Source organism: Nocardia sp. NPDC006630, from assembly GCF_040611495.1.
Classification (GTDB): Bacteria; Actinomycetota; Actinomycetes; order Mycobacteriales; family Mycobacteriaceae; genus Nocardia.
Map to the genome: position 1 here is coordinate 530,953 of NZ_JBEXOK010000004.1, position 18,039 is coordinate 548,991.

18 protein-coding genes are annotated in these 18,039 nt (G+C 66.2%); 11 read left to right on the plus strand and 7 right to left on the minus strand.

Annotated features, from left to right (window positions below):
- Positions 1-46: 46 nt before the first annotated feature.
- Together ABZX86_RS14205 and ABZX86_RS14210 are read left to right on the plus strand one after the other, a co-directional pair.
- The gene (locus ABZX86_RS14205) at positions 47-391 is read left to right on the plus strand and encodes a hypothetical protein (RefSeq protein ID WP_355123478.1); all 345 of its coding nucleotides are present in this window, start codon (positions 47-49) and stop codon (positions 389-391) included.
- Positions 343-639 (plus strand): MTH1187 family thiamine-binding protein, encoded by a 297-nt coding sequence (locus ABZX86_RS14210; protein WP_355123480.1) that lies wholly within the window; start codon positions 343-345, stop codon positions 637-639. Before ABZX86_RS14205 ends, ABZX86_RS14210 begins: the two co-directional genes overlap by 49 nt.
- Before the next feature lie 192 nt (positions 640-831).
- On the opposite strand, the gene ABZX86_RS14215 is transcribed toward ABZX86_RS14210, so the two are convergent.
- Positions 832-1,944, minus strand: a complete 1,113-nt coding sequence (locus ABZX86_RS14215) for a CobW family GTP-binding protein (RefSeq protein ID WP_355123482.1) — start codon at positions 1,942-1,944, stop codon at positions 832-834.
- A 110-nt stretch (positions 1,945-2,054) separates the two neighbouring features.
- On the opposite strand from ABZX86_RS14215, the gene ABZX86_RS14220 reads away from it, so the two are divergent.
- Entirely contained in the window at positions 2,055-3,536 is a 1,482-nt protein-coding gene (locus tag ABZX86_RS14220; protein ID WP_355123483.1) for a helix-turn-helix domain-containing protein, read from the plus strand.
- Positions 3,537-3,895: 359 nt separating this feature from the next.
- On the opposite strand, the gene pucL is transcribed toward ABZX86_RS14220, so the two are convergent.
- Entirely contained in the window at positions 3,896-4,816 is a 921-nt protein-coding gene (gene pucL, locus ABZX86_RS14225; RefSeq protein ID WP_355123485.1) for a factor-independent urate hydroxylase, read from the minus strand.
- Positions 4,817-4,998: 182 nt separating this feature from the next.
- Here pucL and ABZX86_RS14230 point away from each other — a divergent pair, with 182 nt between their 5' ends.
- Positions 4,999-6,363: a nucleobase:cation symporter-2 family protein gene (locus ABZX86_RS14230; protein ID WP_355123487.1), complete on the plus strand. Its 1,365-nt coding sequence runs from the start codon at positions 4,999-5,001 to the stop codon at positions 6,361-6,363.
- Positions 6,364-6,534: 171 nt separating this feature from the next.
- Here ABZX86_RS14230 and ABZX86_RS14235 read toward each other — a convergent pair whose 3' ends face one another.
- The 3 genes from ABZX86_RS14235 to glp all read right to left on the minus strand — a co-directional run bounded on the left by ABZX86_RS14235 (position 6,535) and on the right by glp (position 9,552).
- On the minus strand, positions 6,535-6,963 hold the full coding sequence (locus ABZX86_RS14235) for a molybdenum cofactor biosynthesis protein MoaE (RefSeq protein ID WP_327144579.1): 429 nt from the start codon (positions 6,961-6,963) through the stop codon (positions 6,535-6,537).
- Positions 6,956-8,080, minus strand: a complete 1,125-nt coding sequence (gene moaCB, locus ABZX86_RS14240) for a bifunctional molybdenum cofactor biosynthesis protein MoaC/MoaB (RefSeq protein WP_355123490.1) — start codon at positions 8,078-8,080, stop codon at positions 6,956-6,958. The genes ABZX86_RS14235 and moaCB overlap by 8 nt, the downstream gene beginning before the upstream one ends.
- 266 nt (positions 8,081-8,346) lie before the next feature.
- Positions 8,347-9,552, minus strand: coding sequence for a gephyrin-like molybdotransferase Glp (gene glp, locus ABZX86_RS14245; RefSeq protein WP_355123492.1), 1,206 nt, complete (start codon positions 9,550-9,552; stop codon positions 8,347-8,349).
- 85 nt (positions 9,553-9,637) lie between these two features.
- Between glp and moaA the strand changes: the two genes are divergently transcribed.
- A complete protein-coding gene (moaA, locus tag ABZX86_RS14250) occupies positions 9,638-10,696 on the plus strand; it encodes a GTP 3',8-cyclase MoaA (protein ID WP_355123494.1) in 1,059 nt (352 codons plus the stop codon).
- Positions 10,689-10,931 (plus strand): MoaD/ThiS family protein, encoded by a 243-nt coding sequence (locus ABZX86_RS14255; protein WP_355123496.1) that lies wholly within the window; start codon positions 10,689-10,691, stop codon positions 10,929-10,931. The genes moaA and ABZX86_RS14255 overlap by 8 nt, the downstream gene beginning before the upstream one ends.
- Before the next feature lie 308 nt (positions 10,932-11,239).
- Here the strand turns inward: ABZX86_RS14255 and nadE are convergent, their stop codons facing one another.
- Positions 11,240-12,079 carry an ammonia-dependent NAD(+) synthetase gene (gene nadE / locus ABZX86_RS14260; RefSeq protein WP_327144584.1) on the minus strand — a complete coding sequence of 280 codons (840 nt, stop codon included), beginning with the start codon at positions 12,077-12,079 and terminating at the stop codon, positions 11,240-11,242.
- A gap of 11 nt (positions 12,080-12,090) precedes the next feature.
- Positions 12,091-12,681, minus strand: a complete 591-nt coding sequence (locus ABZX86_RS14265; protein ID WP_355123838.1) for a helix-turn-helix domain-containing protein — start codon at positions 12,679-12,681, stop codon at positions 12,091-12,093.
- Positions 12,682-12,971: 290 nt separating this feature from the next.
- On the opposite strand from ABZX86_RS14265, the gene ABZX86_RS14270 reads away from it, so the two are divergent.
- The 5 genes from ABZX86_RS14270 to nrdE all read left to right on the plus strand — a co-directional run bounded on the left by ABZX86_RS14270 (position 12,972) and on the right by nrdE (position 17,920).
- A complete protein-coding gene (locus ABZX86_RS14270; RefSeq protein ID WP_355123498.1) occupies positions 12,972-13,538 on the plus strand; it encodes an NAD(P)H-dependent oxidoreductase in 567 nt (188 codons plus the stop codon).
- Positions 13,539-13,690: 152 nt separating this feature from the next.
- Positions 13,691-14,539, plus strand: coding sequence for a G1 family glutamic endopeptidase (locus tag ABZX86_RS14275; RefSeq protein ID WP_355123500.1), 849 nt, complete (start codon positions 13,691-13,693; stop codon positions 14,537-14,539).
- Positions 14,540-15,005: 466 nt separating this feature from the next.
- Positions 15,006-15,245 (plus strand): redoxin NrdH, encoded by a 240-nt coding sequence (locus tag ABZX86_RS14280; RefSeq protein WP_297627556.1) that lies wholly within the window; start codon positions 15,006-15,008, stop codon positions 15,243-15,245.
- A 66-nt stretch (positions 15,246-15,311) separates the two neighbouring features.
- Positions 15,312-15,782 (plus strand): class Ib ribonucleoside-diphosphate reductase assembly flavoprotein NrdI, encoded by a 471-nt coding sequence (gene nrdI, locus ABZX86_RS14285; protein ID WP_327144586.1) that lies wholly within the window; start codon positions 15,312-15,314, stop codon positions 15,780-15,782.
- A gap of 32 nt (positions 15,783-15,814) precedes the next feature.
- A complete protein-coding gene (gene nrdE / locus ABZX86_RS14290) occupies positions 15,815-17,920 on the plus strand; it encodes a class 1b ribonucleoside-diphosphate reductase subunit alpha (RefSeq protein ID WP_355123840.1) in 2,106 nt (701 codons plus the stop codon).
- Positions 17,921-18,039 lie beyond the last annotated feature (119 nt).

Genomic DNA, 18,039 nt, shown 5'->3' on the forward strand with positions numbered 1-18,039 from the left:
CTACCGAGCCGGTCGCGCACCGCCCGCCCAGCAGAAGGCGCACCGCATGGCCTTGACCGAACCCGAAGCGAAAGTGCTTGCCGCCCTTTCCCTCCCGGACCTGCCCGCCGCCCGAACCGTCCGGCAGCTATGTACCGCAACAGGTCTCACCACCGGGGCCGCCCGCCGCGCCCTGCACCACCTCTCCGGCGCGGGGCTGGCGCTCGCCACCCTGCACACCCCCGCCACCTGGCAGGCCACCCGTCGCGGCCGCCTCACCATCCACACCCCTGCCTACCGCGACTACCTGCCCCGTAATCTCACAGTGCCGGAACACCGTCCCCGCACCAGGAGGTCCCCGCCATGCTCGCAGCTTTCTCCATCACCCCGATCGGCGCAGGCGAAGACGTAGGCGAGCCGGTGGCCGCCGCCATCCGGGTAATCCGGGCCAGCGGCCTGCCCAACCGCACCTCGGCCAGTTTCACCGAGATCGAAGGCGACTGGGACGAAGTCTTCGCGGTCATCAAACAGGCCACCGACGCCGTCATGGCCATCTCCACCCGCTGCAGCGTCGTCATCAAGGCCGATATCCGCCCCAGCCACCCCGACATGCTCACCGCCAAGGTGGAAACCGTAGAGCGCTACCTAGCTCAGGACTAGCCGGATCGGTCTCCACTGCCTGAACGGAATGGTCTGTGAACTGTTCATACCCGGTGTTGGAGAGGGCGCCGAGAAACCACCGCCGCCCGTTCGCTGTGCAACCCGGCAGTCGGAGACGCCCCTATGCCACCGCGGATGTTTCGAGTGGGAGGTGGGGGTTCCTCGACCACAGTGCCCGGCTATTCGTCGGGGCTAAGGGATTGAGGCGGAGTCGGGGACGTAGCGCCAGATGGGGAGTAGCGCTTGGTCGTTCAGGGGGGTGGGGGAGGCGTGGACGGTGGATTCGAGGCGGGTGGTTACCGCGGCCGCGTCCAGGCCGGTGCCTATGAGGACCAGGTTGCTGGTGCGGGGTTCGCCGCGGGACCAGGTGGTGGGCTCGATGGTGATGTGACGGCCGACCATGTGGAGGAGGAACTTTCGGGAGTCTTCGGGGACGGCGAAGGCCAGGACGCCCTTGGCTCGGAAGAGACCGTTGGGTGGGTCTTCCAGGACTGCGATGAGTTCCCGGGGGTTGAGATCGGTGGGGCTGGTGAAGGAGACGCTTTGATACGCGTCGTGCAGATGATGATGGTGGCCGCGGTCGCACCGGTGGTCGCCGTCGTGCCCGTGACCGTCGGATGCGCCGCCGTAGCAGTCCGCGTCGGACTCGTGGTCGTCGAGGAGTAGTTCGTCGAAGCTGAGTTGCTGTCCGACTCGCAGTTTGCCGGGGTCTCGGGTGGGGAGGTCGAAGAGCAGGGCGGGGTCTATGTGGCCGTGGCTGGTGGCGTAGACCGGGACCTGGCCCACCAGGGCGCGGATTTCGGTGTGGAGTTTTTCGAGGGCGGCGGCTGGGACCCGATCGGCTTTATTGAGGACGACGAGGTCGGCCATGCGCAGGTGGGTGTCGAGTTCCGGGTGCTGGGCGCGACTTTCGAGGAAGTGCTCGGCGTCGACCAGTTCGATCAGGCCGCCGTAGCGGATGCGCGGGTTGTCGCTGCCGGTCACCATGCGGATCAGATTGCGGGGTTCGGCGAGGCCGCTGGCCTCCACCACAATGACGTCGATGCGCTGTTTGGGCTGGGCCAGGCGGTCGAAGAGCTCATCCATTTCGGTGACATCCACCGCACAGCAGACACAGCCGTTGCCGAGCGAGACCATCGCGTCGACCTGACCGGCCACCAGCATGGCGTCGATATTCACCGCGCCGAAGTCGTTGACTACCACGCCTATGCGCAGGTCACGACTGCGCAGTAGGCGATTGAGGAGGGTGGTTTTGCCGGAACCCAGGAAACCGGCCACGATCAGAACTGGTATGCGCCGACTCACCCGGCCCACCCTACCGAGGGGCTGTGCGGTGGACGCAGCATGGCGGAAACGGGCCGGAAATACCAGCGTCCTACCGTGGCGGACAATCGACCGATCCCGGAGGTGGCGCAGTGCTGGTGCGGGACATTCTCGACGCGCCGCAGTTGCGCATGCAGCTGCTGCACGGGGACGACGCCGAATTGGCGCGACCCGTGGCACGGGTGTGCGCGACCGATATGCCTGATCCGCGACCGTTCGTGACGCCGGGCGCGCTGGTCTGCACCGGCTTGATCTGGCGGCAGCAAGCGCAGGATTCGGATCGGTATGTGGGACTTCTCGCCGCGGCGGGAGTTGCGGGCATCGTCGCGGGTCAGGCATTGCACGGGCATGTTCCCGAAGATGTGGTGGCGGCATGTGAGCGCCACGGATTGCCACTGCTGTCCGCGCCGCAGAGCGTGCCGTTCAGCCGGATCATCGAATACTTGGCCGAGCAGGCCGCCGAATTGCGCTGGCGGCGTGTGCAATCCAGGGTCGATCGGCAGCGCCGACTGCTGGCGGCCGTCGCGGGCGGGAGCAGTGTCGGTGATCTGATCGCCGATATTGCCGTGGAGCAGGAGATTTCGGCGTGGCTGGTGACCGCGACCGGTCACGTCATCGCCGGAACCGCACCGCTCACCGAGGCCGACCGCGACCGGATCGTCGCGACCGCGCTCACCGCGCCCCGGCTGCCCGCCGTCACCGGGGGAGCCATGCGGGTACTGCAGGTCGGCGGCGGCGATCGAATCACCGCCTGGTACCTGGTGGTTCGACCGGCGGCCGCGGAACCGGAGACATTCGCCGCCGATCTGGCCGCCGTCATCGAGTTCTATCGGCAGCGCAGCACCGACCGCCTGCACCTGGATTGGGAACTCGTCGACCGGTTCCCGGCCCCGGTGCTGGAGCTGCCCGGCGGATCGGCCGTGGCGGTCGTCTGTGATATCCATCCGGCCGAGACCCCGTCATCGGTCGGACTCCCCGAAGTGCGTGTGGCACTGCATGATGTGCTGTCCGGCGTCACCACCTCGGTGGACCGGGAGGGCCGGCTCGTCGCCGTGCTGCCGGGCACCCAGGATGACATCGCCGGCAAGCTGCGTCACCGCATGGGACGACTCGCGCCCGCGCTCAACGGTATTCGCCTCTCCTTCGGTGTCAGCGCCCAGCAGCGCGACGAATCCCTCTCGGGAGCCATCGCGGCCGCCGGGGCAGCCGCCACCGCGGCCGGTGACGACGACACCGCCGTGGCCGTCCGCATTGCCGATATCGACACGGCCGTAGGACTTTTCACCGCAGTCCCCGGAGGCCTGCAGCGCCGCTTCGCCGAACGTGTGCTCGGCCCCGTCGTCGACTACGACCGCAAGACCGGTGCGGGACTACTGGAAACCCTGGAGGTATTTCTCGGATGCGAGGGCTCCTGGCGACAGGCCGCCGACCGAATGCACCTGCACCTCAATACAGTTCGCTACCGCATCGGCCGCGTGGAGGAACTCACCGGCCGCGACCTCGGCCGCATAGACGACCGCCTCGACCTCTACCTTGCCATGCGCACCCTCACCAGCCACCACACCGCAGCCTGACCGCCTACCCACTCCGCTGCAGCGCCTGCCCACTCCGCTGCAGTGCCTGCCTACCCCGCTGCAGTGCCTGCCTACCCCGCCGCAGCGCCTGCCTACCCCGCCATAGCGCCTGCCTACCCCGTCATTCCGGCGCGCTTTTGGCCGGAATCCACTGCGCTGAGAGAGATCCCGGCCAACAGCCCGCCGGGATGACGAGTGGTGTCGGTGCCAAGAAGACAGGTGGTGGGGCCAGTGCCGAATCGGCAGGTGCCGGGGTGACAGGTGGGGCCAGTGCCGAATCAGCAGGTGCCAAAGCCTGGATGGCGGGTGGTGTCGGTGCCGGGGGGCGAATTGGGTTTCGGTCGGCGGGCCCGGGTGGGTCAGACCGCGCCGGTGTAGGGGTCCCAGGCGGTTCCGGCGTCGGGGGCGTCTTCGCGCAGGACTGCGGCTTGGATCAGGCCGTAGGGCCGGTCGTCGGCGTAGAAGACTTCGCCGTTGTTCTCGACGCCGAAGCGCGAGAGGTCGAAGTACCAGTGGTGCTTATTGGGGGCCGACATGCGGATCTCGGCGAGGCAGGGGAAGGCCTCCAGTGCCGCCTGTCCCATCTCGAAGAGCGTCTGCTGCAACGCCTTCGAGTGCTGCGTGGCGAATTTGGCGACCATGACGGCGCGAATACCCGCATAGGTGGCGTCCCAGTCGTCCGGTGCGGTGGCGAAGCGCCAGCGGGCGGTGAGGCTGGTGGCGAGAATGCGGTCGTAGGCGGGCTCGAGCACGGTGAATTCGTCGGTGAGGAAGTCCGCGAACTCCGAACCGGTGGACTTCAGGATGACCAGATCCTTGACGCCGCCGATCACCCACTCCTGCTGGGCCGCACCGGTGCCGCTGACGGTGATGGCGGCAATGCGCACCTCCGGCCCCACCCGGGTCCAGGTGTGATCATGCCCGGTCCCGTCGACCGGAACCCGTTGCCACGCATACTCTTCGATCTCGATGCGCGCCGAATCCACCGTCTCGATGTCATCGACGAAATGCCGGGCCAGCGCCTGCCCGTAGGTTTCGATGCTCCCGTCGCCGTGCGATTTGGCGTACGTGAAGATGGTCTGCTTCTGCGAGTCCGTCGGCAGCACCCCGCCCTGATCGCCGACGGTATGCGCCTCGTCGAAAGCCCCACGCAGGCAGGACGATACGTTCAGATCGCGAATCTCGTGCCGCGCGGTGTCGCGGTAGATGCGCACCACCCGGTTCTCGGCCTTGCCGTACTGGTGCGGGCCGAGCACGATCTTGCCGGTCAATTCGGTCATGGTCGCCTCCCGTGGTCGATGAACACCTTGCCCCACTGTGGCCTACCCGAGCCGCCGCACACGCTGGTTCGGCGGACAAAACATCGCCCGCGACACGCCCCGTGGTTGGCGAATCAGACAAACCCTCGGGTGGCCGCGGCTGCCTAGCCTGACCATCAACCGATGCGCCGCAAGGAGCTGCCATGACAACGCCTCATTCCGTCGACACCCGACTGCCCTGGTCTCGGCTGTTGGCGTTCGGCATTCAGCATGTGCTGATCATGTACACGGGATGTGTGACCGTGCCGCTGGTCTTCGGTGCGGCAGCGGGTCTCGACAAGTCCACCGTCGGCCTGCTGATCAGCGCCGATCTGCTGGTGGCGGGCATTATCACGCTGGTGCAGAGTCTCGGGCTGGGCCGGTTCGCGGGTGCTCGGCTGCCGATCATCACCGGTGCGACCTTCGTGGCCATGAGTCCGATGATCTTGATCGCCAAGCAGTACGGACTGCCCGCCGTCTACGGCTCCATGCTCATCGGCGGTCTGGTCGGTATCGCCCTGGCCTGGCCGTTCGCCATGGTGGTGCGCTTCTTCCCGCCGCTGGTCACCGGTACCGTCCTCACCGTCGTCGGTATTTCGCTCATCGGTGTGGCGGGCGGGCTGATCGTGGGCAGCGATCCCAAGTCGCCGTCGTTCGGTGCGATCTCGAATATCGTGCTGGCCGCCGTGGTTCTGCTCATCGCGCTGGCGGGCACGGTGCTCGGGCGCGGGGTGTGGTCGCAGCTCGGCATTCTCATCGCGCTCGTCGCGGGTGTGCTGATCTCCATTCCGATGGGGCTGATCAAGCTCGACGGTGTGTCGAACGCGGCATGGCTCGGCGCGCCGCACGTATTCCACTTCGGCGCACCGCAGTTCCCCATCACCGCGGTGGTGGCCATGAGCATTGTGATGGTGGTGGTCTTCGCCGAGTCCACCGCCAGCATGCTGGCCATCGGTGAGATCACCGGAAAGCCTTTGGAGCGAGCCGATCTGGCGCGCGGCCTCATCGGTGACGGTCTGTCGGCCGTGCTGGCCGGCGTCTTCAGCTCGTTCGTCGACACCGTGTTCAACCAGAATGTCGGCGCGGTCGCCAGCACTCGGGTGCACAGCCGCTACGTGACGGCCGTCAGCGGTGCGCTGCTGGTGCTGCTCGGCCTGGTGCCGCGCTTCGGCGCGATCGTGGCCGCGGTGCCGCAGCCCGTGGTCGGCGGCGTCGGCCTGGTGCTGTTCGCCACCATCGCGGTGATCGGCGTGGATACCCTGCGCCGGGCCGATCTCACCGACAGGGTGAATCTGTCGATCGTCGCGGTCGCCATCGGCGTGGGCCTGGTACCGGTGCTCACCAAAGGCATGTTCGACAAGTTCCCCACCTCGGCGCAGATCCTGCTCAACAGCGGAATCGCACTGGCCGCCGCCACGGCATTCCTGCTCAATCTGCTCTTCAACCACACCAAGCTGGGCGAAATCGCCCGCGGCGCAATCGAACCCGTCCCGGCCGTCCCGGAACCGCAGGACCCGATCGCCGCCTGAAACCCCGCCTCCTCATCGGGGACCGAGGCCGCAGCCTCCGCCGACGCAACCAGCCGGGCGTCGAAGTAGTCTGCGGCCTCGGCTACATCTCCACCAGAACAGTTTCGCCGAGAGGGCTCTCACGGTGGCGACACGCCGACAACCGCCACCGTCAGAGCCCTCTCGATGGGGCTAGCCGCAGGCGTTGACCCATTCGGAGAGGCCGTCGGCGAATTGCTGGCGCTTCCAGATGGGGACCTCGTGTTTGATGCGATCCACCAGGGTCGCGCAGGTGGTGAAGGCTTCCGCGCGATGGGGGGCCGCGACGGCGACCGCGATGGCGAGATCGCCGATGGCGAGCGGGCCGATCCGGTGCACCGCGGCGACCGGGAGGCCGGAGGATTCGGCCACCTCGGCGCATACCCGCCGCAGGAACTTCTCGGCCTCCGGATGCGCCGAATACTCCAGCGTCGAAACCGCTTGGCCGCCATCATGATTGCGCACCATACCGGTGAAGACCACGACCGCGCCGTGCTCCGGCCCGAGTACCGCCTTCTCGACCTCGGCCGGGTCGAGCGGCTGATCGCTGATCCAGGCGCGCAGTTCGCCGCTGTCACTCATGGCTGCCTCCTCCGGCCACCTGGGCCAGCAGATGTTCGAGAAGTGGTTCCAGCACCGCGATTCCGTCCTTCACCCCACCCGGCGAGCCCGGCAGATTGACGATCACCGTGCGCCGGGACAGTCCGGCAACCCCCCGGCTCAGTGCTGCGAGCGGGAATTTCGCGGTGCCGCGCTGCCGGATCGCCTCGGCAATGCCGGGCAATTCCCGATCCAGCACCGCGAGAGTCGCTTCCGGCGTCGCATCGGTGGGCGAGGCCCCGGTGCCGCCGGTGCTGATCACCAGCGCGGGCTCGCCCGCCAGTGCTTCCGACAACCCGTCCGCGATATCGGCATCGGCGGAAATCAGCGGCCCCCGCACCGAGAACCCCTGTTCCTCGAGCCATTTCACGAGCACCGGCCCGGTGGTGTCCACCCGCGTACCCGCCGCCGCACCGCTCGACGCGACAACCACGGCCGCCGTCCGCCCCGCACCCGCAGCACCCGCCGAGACGACCGTCGAGTTGGCAGTCCCGCCCGCAGCCTCTGTCACCCCGGTCACCGTGTCCACCGGATCGGTCGCAGAGTTTGCGGTGGTGCTGGAACTCCCCGGTTGGGTGGTGTCGGCGTGTTGGTCGTGCCCGGCCTGATCGGCGGACTGTGAAACCTCGTCCGTTCGTACCCAATGTCCGTGCTTACCACCATCTTTGGTGAGCACCCGCACCCCGTGCAGGGAGGCGGACGGATCGACCGCCTTGATCATGTCGTGCAGCGTGAGCCCCGCGACCGCGACCGCGGTGAGCGCTTCCATCTCGACCCCGGTGGGCCCCTTGGTCTTAGCGACGGCCTCGATGGTGATCGTGGTATCGGTGAACCCGAAGCTCACATTCACCGAGGACAGCGCCAGCTGATGGCACAGCGGAATCAGCTCGGACGTCTTCTTCGCGCCATTGATGCCCGCCAGCCGGGCGGTGGTCAGCACATCGGCCTTGGGCATCCCGTCGGCGCGCACCAGCCGCACCACCTCCGCGGTGGTGTGCAGCTCACCGGCCGCAACCGCGACCCGTGCCGTGTCCGCCTTCGCACTCACATCGACCATGCGAGCGCGACCTTCCCGGTCGACGTGGGACAACTCACTCATAACTCCAGCCTGGCACAGCCGTCCCCGCGAGGTCGCGCGGGGGATCCCGGGGCAGGATCACTGAGTGCGCGGGCCGCCCGCACCTCCACCGGTCGTCATGGCGACGGCGGTCGTATGACCGGCGGCCGGATAGGCGCTACCACGCGCAGGGGGGATCGGTGCAGGTCTCATCCCCAGCTGCACAGGAATGACCGCTTCCGCGCGGGCCGAGGTGCGGTGTGGAGGACACCGACGTGATGTCGCCTCGGCCGGGTGCGTGGTTGGTGCTAGAGCGGCCAGGTGCGGACAAGGGTGCCGGGGGGCAGGTCGGTGGTGGCGGCCGGGATGTCGATCAGGACGTTGGCATGGGCCATGGCGGCAATGAGGTGCGAGCCTTGGCCGGAGGTGAGCTCTACGCCGTGGTCGGTGGTGCGGCCGCGCAGGAACTGGCGTTTGCCGGCGGGGGAGTGGACCGGATCACGCAGGGGCAGTGCGGAACTGGTGATTTCGGATAGGCCGGTCAGGGCGCGCAGGATCGGGCGGGCGAAGACCTCGAAGGACACCATGGTGCTCACCGGATTGCCGGGGAAGCTCAGCACCGGGATGCCGTCGATCACGCTCAGACCCTGCGGACCGCCGGGTTGCATGGCGACATGGCCGAACTCGCCGCCGAGTGGGGTGAGCACATCCTTGACGACCTCGAAGTCGCCCATGGACACACCGCCGGAGGTGAACACCACGTCAGCAGCGGTGACGGCCTCGTCGAGGCGGCGGCGGAACTCCTCCGGATCATCGGTGGAGTGCGTCAGCGATACGACCTCGGCGCCATTGTCTTCCAGCGCCGCCGCCAGCGCGATGCCATTGGAGTTGTAGATCTGGCCCGGCAACAGGCGCAGCCCGGCCTGCACCAGTTCGTCGCCGGTGGTGATCACGGCCGCCCGTACCTTCCGGCGCACCGGCAGTTCGGCCAGGCCGACCGCCGCCAATGCCGCGATATGCCGGGGCCGCAGGACGGTTCCGGCCGCGGCCAGCAGTTGCCCGGCCCGGACATCGGTCCCGGGTTCGCGCACGAAATCCCCTGTGGCGCGGCCTCGTTCGATGGTGACCGTTTCCCCGTGGGACCGCGTGTGCTCCACCGGCACCACACAATCCGCGCCCTGCGGAATCGGCGCTCCCGTCATCACTTTCATGGCCGCGCCCGCGGGAAGCACCGGCGCACCGGTGTTTCCGGCCGCCACCACACCCGCCAGCGGCAGCGTGGCAGGCACGATCGCCACCGAATCCGCCAGCACCGCATACCCGTCCATCGACGAATTGCGGAACATCGGCAGATCCAGGGGGGAGTACACATCCTGGGTCAGCCGCCGCCCGAGCGCATGCGCCATCGGAACCGGCTCCGTCTCGCGTCCGGCGAGCGGTCGCAGCAAATCCTCGATGCGTTGCCGGTGGTCTTCGACGGAGCGGGCCGGGGTCAGAGTGTGCCGGGAACTCATGCCGGTGAGCCTATACGCGCACGCCGAGAGCGGAACCTTGCCGCCGGACCGGGCAGGGGGTTGCGCGGGCGGACATAATGGTCCCATGACTGTGGTCGCTATGGGGATGCCCGCCGTACGCAGCGGGCGACCCTCGATGGACGGCCGCCCCGACACTCCATACCTGGTGGATCGTTTCGGCCGCACCGCACGCGACCTGCGAGTTTCCATTACCGAGAAGTGCTCGCTGCGGTGTACCTACTGCATGCCGGAAGAGGGTTTACCGCCCATTCCGGCCGATGAGCTGCTCACCACCGACGAGATCGTGCGCCTGGTCGTGCTCGCGGTGCGTGAGATGGGTGTTCACGAGGTCCGCTTCACCGGCGGGGAACCGCTCATGCGCCATGACCTGGAGAAGATCATCGCGGGCTGCCGGGCCGAACTGCCGGATACGCCCCTGGCCATGACCACCAATGGCATCGGCCTCGAGCATCGCGCCCGGAAACTCGTCGCGGCCGGGCTGAACCGCATCAATGTCTCCCTCGACACCGTCGATCGCGAGGGGTTCGCGCGCCTCACCCGGCGGGACCGGCTCGATTCGGTATTCGCCGGTATCCGCGCGGCCCGGGCGGCCGGTCTGACTCCGATCAAGGTCAATGCCGTGCTCATGCGGGAGAACCTTCCCGGTGCCGCCGACCTGCTGCAATGGTGTATCCAGGAGGGCTGCGAACTCCGCTTCATCGAGGAGATGCCGCTCGATGCCGATCACGAGTGGGCGCGCGCGAACATGATCACCGCGGCCGAACTGCTCGAGGTGCTCGGCACTCGCTTCACGCTGACCGAGGTCGGCCGTGAGGACCCCTCCGCGCCCGCCGAACGCTGGGAGGTCGACGGTGGTCCGGCAACCGTCGGCATCATCGCCTCGGTGACGCGCAGCTTCTGCGGCGACTGCGACCGCACCCGCCTCACCGCGGACGGCCGAATTCGCTCCTGCCTGTTCAGTGATCAGGAGTACGACGTCCGCGCGGCGCTGCGCTCCGAGGCGACCGACGGTGATATCGCTACGCTGTGGCGCGGTGCCATGTGGAACAAGTGGGCCGGCCACGGCATTGCCGAGGCCGGTTTCGTCCCGCCCGAGCGAACGATGGGAGCCATCGGTGGTTGAGGTCCGTTATTTCGCCGCCATTGCCGATGCGGTCGGCAAACCCGGCGAACTCCTGGATCTCCCCGCCGGATCCACCATCGCCGATCTGCGTGCCACCATCACCGCGACCTACGGTCCGAAACTCGAACCGATGCTCGCCGTCTGCGCCTACCTGATCGGCGACGAGCTCACCCGCGACACCACGACCCCCCTGACCCCGCGTGTCGACGTCCTACCGCCATTCGCGGGCGGCTGACCCCTCCAGGTCATCTGACCAGCAAATATGTAGGTAACGCCCCGTGTCCCACCCCGATATCCGGACTGTCCAGTCCGACGATTCGGGAGGTTTCGCTTTGGCGCGACTGTTGCCCGCTCTACTCCTCGGCATATTCATCATCGCCGCCGTCGCTCTAGCCAATGACGTTTCACTGACAACCCTCCACTGCGGAACGATCGCATTACCGCGTGGTCGCCTCGTGTACTGAATCTCCTTGCCGGACCTGGTTATACAAATGCGCCCGCTGCATGTAGAGGCAGCGGGCGCATTTTGCTCGGAGTGGGTGGTTATTTCCACCAGGTGTCGTGCGGGGTGACCGGGACCGCGCGCTTGTGGCGGGTGTTCTGGAAGATCGATTCGACGCGGTCGGCGACTTCCTGGTCGACGTCCTTGCCTTCGAGGTAGTCGTCGATCTGGGAGTACTTGAGGCCCAGGGCTTCCTCGTCCGGGAGGGCGGGGCGGTCGTCCTCGAGGTCGGCGGTGGGGACCTTCTGCCAGACGCTCGGCGGGGCGCCGAGTTCCTGGAGCAGGGCGGCGCCCTGGCGCTTGGTGAGTCCGGTGAGCGGGGTGATATCGACTGCGCCGTCACCGAATTTGGTGAAGAAGCCGGTGACGGCCTCGGCGGCGTGGTCGGTGCCGACAACGAGCAGGTTCAGCTGACCGGCGATCGCGTACTGCAGCACCATGCGCTCGCGGGCCTTGATATTGCCGCGCACGAAATCACGCAGTCGTGTTGCCCCGCCGAGCAATTCGTCGATGCCATAGGCGGATTCCTCGGCGGCGGCGTCGGCGCTCGGCTTGACGTTCACCGTGATGGACCGGTCGGGCTTGATGAAGCGCAGCGCGATCTGCGCATCCTTCTCATCGGCCTGCTTGCCGTAGGGCAGTCGCACGGCGACGAAGGTCGTCTCGCGGCCTTCCGCGCGCAGTTCCTCGGAGGCGATCTGGCACAGCCGCCCGGCCAGTGTGGAGTCCTGGCCGCCGCTGATGCCGAGCACAAAACCTGTCGCCGGTGTCGATCGTAGATAGTCCTTGAGGAAGTCGATGCGCCGCCGCACTTCGGTTTTCGGTTCGATGGCCGGCAGTACGCCTAATTCGGCGATGATCGCTTCGCGCAGGTTGCCCATGGGGGGACACTCTACTGCGCGGTCGCCGGGACGACGCGGCGGACGAGGGCCTCCCAATTGTCGCCGACCTGCTGCAGAGTGAAGCCCAGTACTCGAATCTGATGCAGCACCAGTGCGGCGTCGAGCGGAGCCAGCAGCGCGTCCGCGAGCAGCGAGATCTCACCGGGCGCCCCGGCCTGCTGCAACAGGATGGAGACGTGCGTTTTTGTCAGCTGATACGGCGCATTGCCGAAGCGTTCGGGCCGGTCGGTGGCTGCGCGCAGCACATCGCCCTCGATCTCGGTGAAGGACAGCCGCGCCCGTCCGTAGGCGAGCAGCCGGTCCAGCGGCGGCGCTCCGGGGCCCAGCGGCGGCGGCCCGAACATGTAGGCGCCCTGCAGGTTTCGATCCGATTCGTCGAGCAGCGCGTACATCAGCCCGGCTCGATTGCCGAAGCGCCGGAATACCGTGCCCTTGCCGACTCCGGCGTGTTTGGCGACCGCGTCCATGGTGACCGCATCCGCGCCGAACTCCCGGACGAGTTCGGCGGCCGCGTCCAGTAGTAGCTTTCGATTGCGTGCGGCATCGGCGCGCTCGGTGGGTCCGCCATCGGCGAGCGTCACCGGCGGTCCGACGCCCAGCCCCGGACCGCTGATACTGATGCCCGTCGTCCCGGGAGGGATGCCCGTTGTCACTGTGCCGACCCCTTTGTCGCGTGGGTGAATGGATATCGCGTGGGTAAATGGACCGTGGTCCGTTTAATGCTACCGCACCGCATTCTTTCGGCAGGGTATGACGCAGGTCACGTCGCGACGTCCGCACCCCCGGGAATGCAAACGGACCGCAGTCCGGTTATCCTGTGATGAATCAGCCGCCACCGGCAGCGCCAATCCAGTACGCAGGAGTGATCACCATGTCGCAGACTCGCCTTCTCGCCCTCGTCGGCAGCCTCCGCGCCGCCTCGATCAATCGCCGCCTCGCCGAGGCTGCCGCCCAGACCGCCCCCGAGGGTGTCGAGATCACCCTCTACGAGGGCCTCGGCGACATTCCTTTCTACAACGAGGATCTCGATGTAGAGGGTCGGGTCCCGGCCGCCGCGGCCGCGCTGCGCGCCGCCGTCGCAGCCGCCGACGGTCTGCTGCTGCTGACCCCCGAATACAACGGCACGCTGCCCGCCGTCCTCAAGAATGCCATCGACTGGGCCTCCCGTCCGTACGGCGCCGGCGCGCTGAAGGGTAAGCCGGCCGCCGTGGTCAGCGCGTCCATCAGTTCGAACGCCGCCAAGTGGTCGCACGGCGATGCGGTCAAGGCGCTGGGTGTCGCGGGCGCGACCGTGGTCGAGGAGGCTTCGCTGCACTTCGGCACCATCGGCCAGCGTTTCGTCGAGACGCATCCGTCCGACGACGCCGAGGCGCTGACTCAGCTGGCCGCCTCCGTGCGCCTGCTGGTGGAGTCGGTGAAGGCGAAGTCGAACGCCTGACGGTAAATATCCGGCAACCATGCCGATCACTCGCTGAATACAGCGCGATGCCACGGCTTTTCAGCCGTGGCATGCCGCTATTTCGGACACTTCTGAGCTAACTTCAGCTGATGAAGCTACCGAGTGGCAATACTGCCTGGAGTCGGTGTTGCTTGGCTGCCGCGCTCGCTGTCTCGGCCGTCACGGTGGCGGTCACCGCGGCCGATGCCGGTGCGCAATCGAATGTGCGCCTCTATCTGGGCAATTGGGCCGGATACGTGGTGAAGGGCGATTTCCGTGAGGTCAGCGCGACCTGGACGCAGCCGGAGATCGACTGTCGCAATCCGGGCACGCTGCAGCGTGTGGTGCCGTGGGTCGGCCTGAACGGTGCGACCGGACTCGACGGGCATGTGGCGCTGCCGCTCATGCAGACCGGCGTCGAATCGCTCTGTGCCAGTGACGCGGCCTTCTATGCGGCGCTGCCCGGTCTGCAATTGGAGGACGCGGCCGCGAGTCTGTCATACGCCGACCCGCACCTGTCGGGTCTGGTGATGCGGGCCGGCGATCAGGTGTCGAACGCGCTCAGCGGTGTGATGGACGGCGTCTGCGCCCTCCCGCTGCTCGGCGGATTGTGTACTCCCGAAAGGGATGTGGACGCCTGGTGGGAGGGATACCCCGCACCACCGGTCAGTTATGACGATGTCACGACACAACCCGGCGATGTCATGCACTCCACGGTCGGCTGGGACGGGCACAACTACACCATGACGCTGGAGAACCGCACCAAGAATTGGGTGCGCAGTACGGTGCAGCCCTCGGACACGCCCGCGCGCACGGCCGAGATCGTGGTGGAGGGTCACCTCGACGCGGCCCTGCCGGGTTTCGCGCCGATCACCTTCGCCGAAATCGAGATCGACGGCAAACCGCTGTCGGCCTACGACGCGCAGACCTACGGCATTGCCGCCACCAACCGGCTGCTCGCTCCCGGTCCGGTGAACGGCGCCGGCTTCACCATCGGCTGATGACCGGAACATGGCACCCGGGCCGCGACACGCCGGGGCGGACGCGATCTTCCGGATTTTTCGGGCGCGGGATCGGTCCTGTGGTCGCTCCCGGAGCCGCCGGCGCTCGAGTCGCGTGTGGCTCGCGTGAAGGCTGTTGATCAGGGTGAATGGTGTGTTTGCTGGGAATGTGCTGAAGGCTGAAAATGTGATCTGCGCCTCACTTGTGCCAGCTTGCGAATCGAGCGTCCTGGCACTTCGTTCATATGAATTTCACCTTTGTGAGTCGCAACATGTCGTGTCGGAAGATTCTGTCGGCCACTAGGTGTAGTGTCTTGGGAGCTGGAAGGGCATGCGGCGGGACCCTAGAGGGGAGCTGCACGACCTGGGATTTCGGTTCCGCTTCCAGGGGTTTGCGCACTTACAACATGGTTCTTGTTTCAGCCGTGCACAGCATCGGATCTAAGGCAAGGAGAAGGGGATACCAATGACCATCACCGTTTACACCAAGCCCGCTTGTGTCCAGTGCAACGCCACCTACCGCGCGCTCGACAAGGCCGGTGTCCCCTACGACATCATCGACATTTCCGAGAACCCCGAGGCGCGCGATTACGTGATGGCCCTGGGCTACCTGCAGGCCCCCGTCGTCGTCGCCGGTGACAATCACTGGTCGGGCTTCCGCCCGGATCGCATCAAGGCGCTCGCCGACGCTGTCGCCGTCGCCTAGCGGGTCCGGGACCGCCGATCAGGGTCGGCGGCCTCCGCGGGTTCCTTCGGACGAGAGGAGGGGGACATGGCCGAGTTGTCCACGCAGACAGCGAATCTGGTCTACTTCTCCAGCGCATCGGAGAACACGCACCGCTTCGTGGAACGGCTGGGAGTCCCCGCCGTCCGCATACCGCTACATACCGCCGACTCTCTGCGTGTCGACGAACCCTATGTGTTGATCGTTCCGACGTATGGCGGCGGTCGGCACGTACTGGGTGGTGCGCGATCCGATAAGGAATTCGTCCCCCGTCAGGTGGCCAAGTTTCTCAACGATCCGCACAACCGCGCGCTCCTGCGCGGCGTCATCGCAGCCGGCAATACGAACTTCGGCGATACGTACTGCTTTGCGGGCGAAGTGATTTCGCGTAAATGCGCAGTGGAGTACCTGTACCGCTTCGAACTCATGGGAACTGCTGAGGACGTCGAGCGCGTCCGAGAGGGATTGGGATTGTTTTGGCAACGACAACCGCACCGGTCGGAAAGACTGCCCGCGTAGAACGCACCGTGAGTGGCGAGCCCACCGCGGGCATGGACTACCACGCGCTCAACGCGATGCTGAACCTGTACGGCCCGAACGGCGAGATCCAGTTCGAGAAGGATCGCGAGGCCGCGAACCAGTACTTCCTGCAGCACGTCAATCAGAACACTGTCTTCTTCCACAACCTGGACGAGAAGCTCGACTACCTCGTCAAGGAGAACTATTACGAGACAGAGGTTTTGGACCAGTACAGCCGCGACTACATCAAGCGACTGTTCCAGCAGGCGTACGCCAAGAAGTTCCGCTTCCCGACCTTCCTGGGCGCGTTCAAGTACTACACCTCGTACACGCTGAAGACCTTCGACGGTAAGCGCTATCTGGAGCGTTTCGAAGATCGCGTGTGCATGGTGGCGCTGACGCTGGCCGCCGGTGACGAGGTGCTCGCCGCCGAATTGGTCGAGGAGATCATGTCCGGCCGTTTCCAGCCGGCCACCCCGACCTTCCTCAATTCGGGCAAGAAGCAGCGCGGTGAACCGGTGTCCTGCTTCCTGCTGCGCATCGAGGACAATATGGAGTCCATCGGGCGCTCCATCAACTCCGCGCTGCAGCTGTCCAAGCGCGGCGGCGGTGTTGCCTTGCTGCTGAGCAATATTCGGGAGACCGGCGCCCCGATCAAGAAGATCGAGAACCAGTCCTCGGGTGTCATTCCGATCATGAAACTGCTCGAGGATTCCTTCTCCTACGCCAACCAGCTCGGTGCGCGTCAGGGTGCGGGCGCGGTCTACCTGCAGGCCCACCACCCGGACATCTACCGCTTCCTGGACACCAAGCGCGAGAACGCGGACGAGAAGATCCGCATCAAGACGCTCTCGCTGGGTGTGGTCATTCCGGACATCACGTTCGAGCTGGCGAAGAAGAACGAGGACATGTACCTGTTCTCGCCGTACGACGTGGAGCGCATCTACGGCGTGCCGTTCGCCGATATCAATATCACCGAGAAGTACTACGAGATGGTCGACGACAAGCGGATTCGCAAGTCGAAGATCAAGGCGCGCGAGTTCTTCCAGACCATCGCGGAGCTGCAGTTCGAGTCGGGCTACCCGTACATCATGTACGAGGACACCGTGAACCGGGCGAACCCGATCAAGGGCAAGATCACCCACTCGAACCTGTGCTCGGAGATCCTGCAGGTCTCGACCCCGTCGCTGTACAACGACGACCTGACCTACTCCAAGGTGGGCAAGGACATTTCGTGCAATCTGGGTTCGCTGAACATCGCGAAGACCATGGATTCGCCGGACCTGGCCAAGTCGGTCGAGACCGCGATTCGCGCGCTGACCGCCGTCTCGGATCAGACGCACATCTTCTCGGTGCCCTCGATCGAGCAGGGCAACAACGAGTCGCATGCCATCGGCCTCGGGCAGATGAACCTGCACGGTTACCTGGCGCGTGAGCACGTGCACTACGGGTCCGAAGAGGGCGTCGACTTCACCAATATCTACTTCTATACCGTTGCCTACCATGCGGTCCGGGCCTCGAACCTGATCGCCAAGGAGCGCGGGCAGTACTTCGGCGGCTTCCCCGAGTCCAAGTACGCCAGCGGTGAGTACTTCGACAAGTACACCGAGAAGGCCTGGGAGCCCGCCACCGATCGGGTCCGCGAGATCTTCGCCGACGCCGGCGTGCACGTTCCCACCCAGGACGATTGGCGCGAGCTCAAGGCGTCGGTCATGGAGTACGGCATCTACAACCAGAACCTGCAGGCCGTCCCGCCGACCGGTTCCATCTCCTACATCAACCACTCGACCAGCTCGATCCACCCGGTCGCCTCGAAGATCGAGATCCGCAAGGAAGGCAAGATCGGCCGCGTCTACTACCCGGCCCCCTACCTGACCAACGAGAATCTCGAATACTTCCAGGACGCCTACGAAATCGGCTTCGAGAAGGTCATCGACACCTACGCCGCCGCCACCCAGCACGTGGACCAGGGCCTGTCGCTGACCCTGTTCTTCAAGGACAGCGCCACCACCCGCGACGTCAACCGCGCCCAGATCTACGCCTGGCGCAAGGGCATCAAAACCCTCTACTACATCCGCATCCGCCAAATGGCTTTGGAGGGAACCGAAGTCGAGGGCTGCGTGAGCTGCATGCTCTGAGTTCGTGACCACGAAGGGCGCCCCCGGTGAAAACCGGGGGCGCCCTTTCGTTTTCACTGTCGGTGCGGGACAGCCGCTGTCGGTGCGGGGCCGATGCCGGGAATCGGTAATCTCGCGGG